Genomic DNA, 8,805 nt, shown 5'->3' on the forward strand with positions numbered 1-8,805 from the left:
GGCGGCGGGGGTCGACGCGGCCGGCAGCGGGGCCAGCGCGGAACCCGCGACGGCGAGGACGGCGAGGGACCGGGCGCGGCGCGTGGGTCGCGGCCGGTTGCGCATGTTTCGTGGCGGCATGGACCGAGCGTGCGGGTCGGCCCGCGGACCCGCTCAGCGGATTGGGCCGGACAGGTTCTACGGTGACCCGTGTGACTGCCTTCACCGATGACCCGCACCTGTCCGCATCGCCCGGCCGCTCGGGCGCCACCGCGACCGCCGAGGTCGAGCCGCGCGAGGTGGGCCGGGTCCGCACCGAGTACGCGCCCGACCGCGACGGCGATCCCGATCCGGGGGAAATCGTCTGGACGTGGGTGCCCTTCGAGGAGAACGACGGGCGCGGCAAGGACCGGCCGGTGCTGGTCGTCGCGCGCGAGGCCGCGGGGACGCTGCTCGCCGTGCAGTTGTCGAGCAAGCGGCACGACCGGGACAGGGAGTGGGTGCCGATCGGGACCGGTCCCTGGGACCGGGAGGGGCGGGACTCCTGGGTGGACATCGACCGGGTGCTGCGGGTGCACGAGCGCGGAATGCGGCGTGAGGCGTGTGCGCTCGACCGCATGCGGTTCGACCTCGTCGTGCTCCGGCTCAGGGAGCGTTACGGCTGGCGCTGAGCTCGTGGGCGAACGCCGTCTCGAAGGCGCCGCGCGTCACCGCGCCCTTCGTCCGGTCGAGAACGCCGAACACGACGTGCGCGAACTGTCCGGCGAACCGGCCGCCTTCGCCGAGCAGCGCCCGGAAGGCCCCCGCCACCTGCTCGGGGTCGTTCATGAACACGCCGCAGCCCCAGGCGCCGAGCACGAGGCGGCGGTACCCGCAGGCGGCGGCCGTCTCCAGGACGCGCTCGGCGCGCGCGGCCAGGGCCCGCCCGATGTCGGCGGCCCGCTCCGGCTCCCGGCGGCGGATCACCCCGGCGTTCGGCGCCGCGGAAGTGAGGAAGCCGACCGTGTACGCCTCGTCGAGGAGCCGTCCTCGGTCGTCGCGGAAGACGGGGACGCCCGGCGAGTGGATCACCCGGTCGCTGTAGAACGGGTCGCGGTCGGCGCGGTGGTGGGCGTAGAAACCGGGGACTTCGAGCAGGCAGGTGTACAGCGCGGAGGCGCGGCACAGCGCTTCCTCCTGCGCCTGGGCACCGTTCAGATAGCCCCCGCCCGGGTTGCGCGCCGATGAGAAGTTCAGGACCGCCACCGGGGAGGCGCCCGGCTGCCCGGCGTCCTCGGCCTCCTCGGCCTCCTCGGCCTCCTCGGCCTCCTCGGCCTCCTCGGCCTCCTCGGCCGTGAGCCTGCGGGCCGCCTCCAGGCTGCTCTCCCCGGTGATCTCGAAACGCGTGCTGTCGCAGCGTGTGCCGATGGAGTGCATGCTGGTGACGTGGGTTCTCTCGAAGTCCGTGCCCTCGAAGCGCTCCCTGGACGGTGCCCTCACCGGATCCGGTCCGAACATGCGCGTGCCGGTGCGCGCCGCGGCCACCGCGTCGGCGATCACCCTCTCGCGGCCGTCCGGCGTGACGTACATCCCCGCCGCGACGATCCGCTCGGTCTCCTGCGCCTGTCCGCGCAGCCGGGCGCTCATACCCGTGCCCCCGTGTCGTTCATGAACGCATGGTGAGCCGCGTGCGTCGGGCGACGCAACAGAAATTCCCGGTACGCGAACGGCCTGAGGGGCACTCTTGTGCGAACGCCCTTGAGGGTTTTGGGTGTGACGAGCAGCATCGGATGGAAGGATCCCCGCATGCCTGAGGGAGACTGTACGAAACACCGGACGGCGCACCCCACAAGGGCGCGTGACACGGTGTCGGAAGCCGAAGTGGAAGCGCTGGTCCGCGGCATCTGCTTCAAGACCGGCCCACCCCGCACCATCGGGGTCGAACTGGAATGGCTCGTCCACGAACCGGACCTGCCCCACCTGCCCGTACCCGCCGCCCGCCTCGAAGCGGCCTATGCCGCACTGCGGGCCCTGCCCCTGCACTCGTCCGTCACCGTCGAACCCGGCGGCCAGCTGGAGCTCAGCTCGCTTCCCGCCGCCTCGCTGACGGAGTGCATCTCGGCCATGCAGGCCGATCTCGCCGTCGTACGCGACGCTCTGCACCCCCACCGCCTCACCCTCAGCGGGGTCGGCGCCGACCCGTGGCGTCCGCCGTCACGGATCCTGCGCGAGCCCCGCTACGACGCGCTGGAGTCGTGCCTGGACCGCGGAGGCCCGGCCGGGCGGCGCATGATGTGCTCGACGGCGTCGGTGCAGATCTGCCTCGACGCCGGATACGAGGAGCCGGGCCCGCTCGGCTACGCCCGCCGCTGGCGTCTGGCGCACCTGCTCGGCCCTGTCCTGGTCGCCGCGTTCGCCAACTCACCACTCCAGGACGGCCGCCCCACCGGATGGCGTTCGACCCGGCAGGCCGTGTGGGCGGGCATCGAACCCGGCAGATCCGGCGCGCCGCCGCTGGACGGGGAGCCCCGCGAGACGTGGACCAGACATGCCCTGGACGCGCCGGTCATGTGCGTCAAGAGAGAGCCGGGCGAGGGCCCTTGGAGCGTTCCGGAGGGAATGAGCTTCCGGGCGTGGGCCCGCGCCGGGGCATCGCGCAGACCCACCCGAGAGGATCTCGTCTACCACCTGACCACGCTGTTTCCGCCGGTGCGCCCGCGCGGCCACCTGGAACTGCGCATGGTCGACGCGCAGCCGGGCGAGGACGGCTGGCTCGTGCCGCTCGCCGTGACGACCGCCCTGTTCGACGACCCGGCGGCGGCCGAGACCGCCTACCGCGCCGTGAAGCCGCTGGCCGAGCGGTACGGGCCCGCGGACTCGCCGGCCGCGCCGCACAATCCGCTCTGGCTGGACGCGGCACGCCACGGCCCGGCCGACGCGGAACTGCGTGAGGCGGCCGTGCTCTGCTTCGCCGCCGCGGTCGACGCGCTGCCCCGGCTGGGCGCCGCCCCGTCCGTGCGGGACGCCGTCGCGACGTACGCCGCCCGGTACGTCGCACAGGGCCGCTGCCCGGCGGACGACCTGCTGGACGCCCTGCGCGACGACCCCACACTCCACGACACACCTGGGAACACGCCTGGGAAGGATGTCCGCCGATGACCGGCTCCACCACCGACCCGGAAGCCACCGACCCGGAAGCCCTGCGGGCGCGCGCGCTGGCCGCGCTCCTCACCGCCCGGGAGCGTACGACCCTCCTCACCTCGTGCGTGGAGGACGCCGAACTGACCGCGCAGCACTCTCCGCTGATGTCGCCCCTGGTCTGGGATCTCGCGCACATCGGCAACCAGGAGGAGCAGTGGCTGCTGCGCGCGGTCGCGGGGCGCGATGCGATGCGCCCCGAGATCGACCCGCTGTACGACGCCTTCGAGCACCCGCGCGCCGAGCGCCCGAGCCTGCCGCTGCTCGCGCCCGGCGAGGCCCGCGGTTACGCGGCCGAGGTGCGGGGCCGCGCGCTCGACGTACTGGAGAAGACGCCGTTCCGCGGCACGCCGCTCACCGACGCGGGCTTCGCCTTCGGGATGATCGCCCAGCACGAGCAGCAGCACGACGAGACGATGCTGATCACGCACCAGCTGCGGTCGGGGCGGACCGCCCTCACCGCTCCGGACCCGCCGACCGGTGAGCCCTTCACCGGACCCGCCGAAGTCCTGGTGCCGGGCGGTCCGTTCACGATGGGGACGTCCACGGAGCCGTGGGCCCTCGACAACGAGCGTCCGGCGCACCACCGGCTGGTCCCGCCGTTCTTCATCGACACGACTCCGGTGACGAACGCCGCGTACCAGCTCTTCATCGAGGACGGCGGCTACGAGCGGATGCGCTGGTGGGACCCGGCAGGCTGGGCGATGGTCCGCCGGAACAACCTGTGCGCGCCGCTGTTCTGGCGGCGCGAGGGCGGCCAGTGGCTGCGGCGGCGCTTCGGGACGGTCGAGCCGGTGCCCGCCGACGAGCCGGTCCTGCACGTCAGCTGGTACGAGGCCGACGCGTACGCGCGCTGGGCGGGCCGGCGCCTGCCCAGCGAGGAGGAGTGGGAGAAGGCCGCACGGTACGACCCGGTGACCGACCGGTCGATGCGCTATCCGTGGGGCGACGCGGACCCCACTCCGGAGCGCGCCAACCTGGGCCAGCGGCATCTGCGGCCCGCGCCCGCCGGGAGTTACCCCGCCGGTGAATCGCCGCTGGGCGTGCGCCAGTTGATCGGCGACGTGTGGGAGTGGACGTCCGGCGACTTCCTGCCCTACCCGGGCTTCGCCGCCTTCCCCTACCGCGAGTACTCGGACGTCTTCTTCGGCGGTGACTACAAGGTGCTGCGCGGCGGGGCCTTCTCCGTCGACGAGGTGGCCTGCCGCGGCACGTTCCGCAACTGGGACCATCCGGTGCGGCGGCAGATCTTCTCCGGGTTCCGCACGGCGCGGGACGCCGGGCCCACCGAGACGCCCACACCGGGATCCGCCTGATGTGCCGTCACCTCGCCTTCCTGGGCCCGCCGGAGCCGCTGGGGAGCCTCCTCGTGACGCCCGCGCACAGCCTGTTCCGGCAGTCCTGGGCGCCGCGGATGCAGCGCCACGGGACGGTCAACGCCGACGGTTTCGGGGTGGGCTGGTACGCCGAGGACGACCCGGCGCCCGCCCGCTACCGCCGCTCGGGGCCGATCTGGGGCGACGCCTCGTTCGCCGATCTGGCGCGGGTGGTGCGCTCCGGTGCGCTGCTCGGCGCGGTGCGCGACGCGACCCTGTCGGGCGCGGACGGGGAGGCCGCCGCGGCGCCCTTCGCCTCCGGGCCGTGGCTGTTCAGCCACAACGGCGCGATCACCGGCTGGCCCCGCTCGCTCGCCCCGCTCGCCCACGGCCTGCCGCCCGCCGAGCTGCTCTCGATGGAGGCGCGCTGCGACTCCGCCCTGGTGTGGGCGCTCGTCCTGCACCGGCTGCGCCGCGGCGACGAGGAGGGACAGGCCCTCGCGGACACCGTCCTGGAGATCGCGGAGGCCGCCCCCGGGTCGCGCCTGAACCTCCTGCTCACCAACGGCGACACGATCGCCGCGACCGCCTGGGGCGACACCCTCTGGTACCTCGCGGAGCCCGGCCGCCGCACCGTCGTGGCCTCCGAGCCCTACGACGACGACCCCCACTGGCGCGAGGTGCCCGACCGCACCCTGCTCGCCGCCAGCCGCACCGACGTACTGCTGACCCCGCTCAAGGAGCCCCCCGCGTGAGCCCGTTCCTGCTGACCCGCACCCTGCCCGAGGACGCCACCGGCGCCGCGCTGCGCGCCGACGTCCTGCACGGCCTCACCGCCACCCCGAAGACGCTGCCGCCCAAGTGGTTCTACGACGCGCGCGGCAGCGCCCTCTTCGAGGAGATCACCACCCTGCCCGAGTACTACCCCACCCGCGCCGAGCGCGAGATCCTCGTCGCCCGCGCCGACCGCATCGCCGAGGTCACGGGGGCCCGGACGCTGATCGAGCTGGGCTCGGGCTCCTCGGAGAAGACCCGCCACCTCATCGACGCCATGGCGTCCCTGCACACCTACGTCCCCGTGGACGTGAGCGAGAGCGCGCTGACCGGCGCCGCGAACACCCTGCTCGCGCAGCGGCCCGCGCTGAACGTGCACGCCCTGATCGCCGACTTCACCCGCGGCCTCGCGCTGCCGGGCACACCGGGGCCGCGCCTGATCGCCTTCCTCGGCGGCACGATCGGCAATCTGCTGCCCGCCGAACGCGCCTCGTTCCTCTCCTCGGTGCGTGGCCTGCTCTCCCCCGGCGACGCACTGCTCCTCGGCACGGACCTGGTCAAGGACGAGTCGGTCCTCGTCTCCGCGTACGACGACGCGACGGGCGTGACCGCCGCGTTCAACAAGAACGTCATGACGGTCATCAACCGCGAGCTGGCCGGGGACTTCGACCCGGACGCCTTCCGGCACGTGGCCGTCTGGGACCGCGAGCACGAGTGGATCGAAATGCGGCTGCGCTCCACGGCCGACCAGACGGTGAAGATCCACGCACTGGATCTGGCGGTCGACTTCGTCGCGGGCGAGGAGCTCCGCACGGAGATCTCGGCGAAGTTCCATGAGGACGGCGTCCGGTCCGAACTGGACGCGGCGGGGCTGAAGCTGACGCACTGGTGGACGGACGAGAGGGGGCGCTTCGCGCTGTCGCTGAGCACGGTCGCGTAGCGCCCCTGCGCCACCGGACGTCCGTCACAGCCCGCCGACGTCCAGTGCTCTGGTGATCCGGGCCGAGGCCTTGCGGGCCTCGGTCGCCGGGTCGCCGCCCGTCAGGACCTTCGTCATGTATCCCTTGATCGGGTTGTCCGCCTCGACCTCCGCCCAGCGGGGGGAGTTCGGGGTCGCCCGGCCGTTGGCCGCCCCGACGGCCATCGCCGCGGAGCCCTCCTCGTCGGCGACCGCCGGGGCCAGCTTCGCCTTGTTCGGGACGTAGTTCATCGTCCGCGCCAGGTCGGTCTGCCACTTCTTGCCCGCCAGCGCCTCGATCACCTCGACCGCGCCCTTGTGGTCCTTGCTGTGCTCGGGCACGACGAGGTCGGAACCGCCGGTGAAGACCGCGGCGGGCTTGCCCGCCTTCTTGCCCGGGATCGGGAAGTAGCCGAGCTTGCCCTTCAGTTTCGGGTTCTTCTCCTCGATGGCGCGGGCCGCGCCGGGCACCGCGACGATCTGCGCGACGTCGCCGCCCGCGAACACCCCGGCCTGCGACGGGTGCTCCTCGTCGGCGTCGCGCGGGCCCTCGCCGAGCGCCTGCAGCTGCTTGTAGAACTCCATGCCGCGCAGCGCCGCGGCGGTGTGCAGGGTGCCGCGCCAGTCTCCGGAGGACTCCTTGGTCTCCTTGGCCAGGTCGCCGCCCTCGTCCCAGATGAATCCCGCGAGGGTGTACCAGTCCTGGCCCGCGAGGTAGATGCCCTGCCGGCCGCCGGTGTTGAGCTTCTCCGTCGCAGTGATCCACTCCTCGCGGGTCCGCGGCGGGGTCTCGATGCCCGCCTGCGCGAAGAGGTCCTTGTTGTAGATGACGACGCGGTTGGCGGCGTACCAGGGGATGCCGTACTGCGCTCCGCGGTAGCGCCCCGGCTCGGCGAGGCCCGGCAGCCAGTCGTTCATGCCGAGGTCGCGTGCGGACTCCAGGGTCAGGTCGTACAGACCGCCCTCGTCGACGTACTGCGCGACCTGGGTGTTGCCGACCTCGATGACCTCGGGTCCTTCGCCGCCCTCCTCCTTGAGCGCCTTCTTCACCTTGGCGCCGATGCCGGTCCATTCCTGGATGCGGATGTCCAGGTCGATGCCGTCGTGCTCCTTCTCGAAGTCCGACGTGAAGCGCTCGACGAACTCGGGCGAAGCGCTGCCCTTCATGAGCCAGACCGTGACGGTCCTGGAGTCGTCACCGCCCGGCAGCACGCCGCACCCGGCGACCAGAACGGTGGAGGAGAGGGCGAGCGCCAGGGACACAGCGGCGCGGTGGTGCGGCTTCACGTCGGTCACTTTCTGCCTGCGGACAGGGGAAGGTCAGCCCGACGCGGGGGGTGAGCACGTGGCTCGAACGGGTTACTGGCTGGATTTTGGTCCGTACCAATGGACTGGTCAAGGGGGTACGCCGTCTCGCGCCACTGGGACGGCTGGGGCACGGTGGAGTGACGGCACTTCTCGGCGCCGTGCGGCACGGCGCCGCACGGCCCCATCCGACGGCCCGGAGGAACATCCTCATGTCGAACCACACGTACCGCGTCACCGAGATCGTCGGCACCTCGCACGAGGGCGTCGACCAGGCGATCCGCAACGGCATCGCACGGGCCTCGCAGACGCTCCGATCGCTCGACTGGTTCGAGGTCACGCAGGTGCGCGGCCACATCGAGGACGGCGAGATCCAGCACTACCAGGTCGGCCTGAAGGTGGGCTTCCGTCTGGAGGACGACGCCGAGGTCTAGCCTCGGCGCAGTGGGCGCAGCCCTCAGGTGCGGTGGGACAGGTGCAGTGGGCGGCCCTCAGGTGCGGCCCTCGCGCTCCTGGGCGTCCTTCAGGGCCTCGGACGTGTCCGCCCAGGTCGCCCGGACGACGGTGAAGCCCGCGCGTTCCGCCTCCGCACAGACCAGCTCGTCATCGTCCACCAGCATGCGGATCGTCCGTTTGCGGGCGATGTCCCGGAGGACCTCCAGCTTGGTGCGGCGTGCGGGGCGCCGGTCGTTGTCGCGCCGCATCCAGATCCGTCCGCCCGGCAGTCCCTGGCGCGCCAGCCAGTCCACCGTGTCGGCGCGGCAGCGCTCGGGACGGCCGGTGAGATAGCCGACCTCGCACTCCCGCGCGCTCGCCAGGGCCAGCTCGACGCCGCGTGCCAGCGGCGGGTCCTCGGGCGCCGCGGCGAAGAACGCGTCCCAGTCGCGTGGCCTGCCCGCGAGGAAACGCTGCCGGTGCGCGGTGTCCGCGAGGGTGCCGTCCAGGTCGAACACGGCCAGCGGCCTGCCGCTCGCCGTCAGAGATCTGCTGTCTTCCGTCACGTCGACAGCGTAGAAGCGGCGGTACGGGATCCGCGAGGCGGCCCGGGAATCCTGGCGGCCCCCGGGCGTTGAACCCTGTGTGAGCTCAGTGATCGCGGCAACCCGGTTCTCCGTCCTCGACCGATCGCGCACCCGTGAGGGGCACGACGGGCCCTCCGCCCTGCGCGACACCGTGCGCCTGGCCCAGGACCTCGAAGCGCTCGGGTACCACCGCTTCTGGGTCTCAGAACACCACGGCGTGCCCGGCGTCGCGGGCTCGGCGCCCACGGTCCTCGCGGCGGCCGTCGCCGCGGCG

At 72.9% G+C, this 8,805-nt stretch carries 10 protein-coding genes; 7 read left to right on the top strand and 3 right to left on the bottom strand.

The features are described from left to right. Positions 1-191 precede the first annotated feature (191 nt). The gene (locus tag AOK03_RS37820; RefSeq protein WP_055569894.1) at positions 192-650 is read left to right on the top strand and encodes a type II toxin-antitoxin system PemK/MazF family toxin; all 459 of its coding nucleotides are present in this window, start codon (positions 192-194) and stop codon (positions 648-650) included. Here the strand turns inward: AOK03_RS37820 and AOK03_RS37825 are convergent. Next, positions 625-1,605, bottom strand: coding sequence for a TIGR02452 family protein (locus AOK03_RS37825; protein ID WP_055569895.1), 981 nt, complete (start codon positions 1,603-1,605; stop codon positions 625-627). The two genes, AOK03_RS37820 and AOK03_RS37825, sit on opposite strands and share 26 nt — an antisense overlap. Before the next feature lie 159 nt (positions 1,606-1,764). Between AOK03_RS37825 and egtA the strand changes: the two genes are divergently transcribed. From egtA to egtD, 4 genes are read left to right on the top strand one after another with little or no spacing between them, the layout of a single operon-like run. Further along, positions 1,765-3,117 (top strand): ergothioneine biosynthesis glutamate--cysteine ligase EgtA, encoded by a 1,353-nt coding sequence (gene egtA, locus AOK03_RS37830; protein WP_055569896.1) that lies wholly within the window; start codon positions 1,765-1,767, stop codon positions 3,115-3,117. Then, a complete protein-coding gene (gene egtB / locus AOK03_RS37835; protein ID WP_055569897.1) occupies positions 3,114-4,472 on the top strand; it encodes an ergothioneine biosynthesis protein EgtB in 1,359 nt (452 codons plus the stop codon). The genes egtA and egtB overlap by 4 nt, the downstream gene beginning before the upstream one ends. Continuing rightward, on the top strand, positions 4,472-5,227 hold the full coding sequence (gene egtC, locus AOK03_RS37840) for an ergothioneine biosynthesis protein EgtC (protein ID WP_055569898.1): 756 nt from the start codon (positions 4,472-4,474) through the stop codon (positions 5,225-5,227). Before egtB ends, egtC begins: the two co-directional genes overlap by 1 nt. Beyond that, positions 5,224-6,186, top strand: a complete 963-nt coding sequence (gene egtD, locus AOK03_RS37845; protein ID WP_055569899.1) for an L-histidine N(alpha)-methyltransferase — start codon at positions 5,224-5,226, stop codon at positions 6,184-6,186. Before egtC ends, egtD begins: the two co-directional genes overlap by 4 nt. A 24-nt stretch (positions 6,187-6,210) precedes the next feature. Here the strand turns inward: egtD and AOK03_RS37850 are convergent, their stop codons facing one another. Then, positions 6,211-7,491: an extracellular solute-binding protein gene (locus AOK03_RS37850; RefSeq protein ID WP_244177916.1), complete on the bottom strand. Its 1,281-nt coding sequence runs from the start codon at positions 7,489-7,491 to the stop codon at positions 6,211-6,213. Between the two features lie 230 nt (positions 7,492-7,721). Between AOK03_RS37850 and AOK03_RS37855 the strand changes: the two genes are divergently transcribed. Continuing rightward, entirely contained in the window at positions 7,722-7,943 is a 222-nt protein-coding gene (locus AOK03_RS37855; RefSeq protein ID WP_055569900.1) for a dodecin, read from the top strand. 57 nt (positions 7,944-8,000) lie between these two features. Here the strand turns inward: AOK03_RS37855 and AOK03_RS37860 are convergent, their stop codons facing one another. Continuing rightward, on the bottom strand, positions 8,001-8,489 hold the full coding sequence (locus AOK03_RS37860) for a phosphatase domain-containing protein (protein ID WP_107098215.1): 489 nt from the start codon (positions 8,487-8,489) through the stop codon (positions 8,001-8,003). A 100-nt stretch (positions 8,490-8,589) separates the two neighbouring features. Between AOK03_RS37860 and AOK03_RS44620 the strand changes: the two genes are divergently transcribed. Further along, on the top strand, positions 8,590-8,805 hold a 216-nt coding region (locus AOK03_RS44620; RefSeq protein WP_244177917.1), incomplete at its 3' end, for an LLM class flavin-dependent oxidoreductase.

Origin of the sequence: Streptomyces atriruber (assembly GCF_001418325.1) — a bacterium.
Classification (GTDB): domain Bacteria; phylum Actinomycetota; class Actinomycetes; order Streptomycetales; family Streptomycetaceae; genus Streptomyces; species Streptomyces atriruber.

What these genes read in the sequence shown, in the direction of transcription:
- AOK03_RS37855 (WP_055569900.1), top strand. Translation starts at nt 7,722, where the DNA reads ATGTCGAACCACACGTACCGCGTCACCGAGATCGTCGGCACCTCGCAC.
- AOK03_RS37825 (WP_055569895.1), bottom strand. Translation starts at nt 1,605, where the DNA reads ATGAGCGCCCGGCTGCGCGGACAGGCGCAGGAGACCGAGCGGATCGTC.
- egtC (WP_055569898.1), top strand. Translation starts at nt 4,472, where the DNA reads ATGTGCCGTCACCTCGCCTTCCTGGGCCCGCCGGAGCCGCTGGGGAGC.
- egtA (WP_055569896.1), top strand. Translation starts at nt 1,765, where the DNA reads ATGCCTGAGGGAGACTGTACGAAACACCGGACGGCGCACCCCACAAGG.
- egtB (WP_055569897.1), top strand. Translation starts at nt 3,114, where the DNA reads ATGACCGGCTCCACCACCGACCCGGAAGCCACCGACCCGGAAGCCCTG.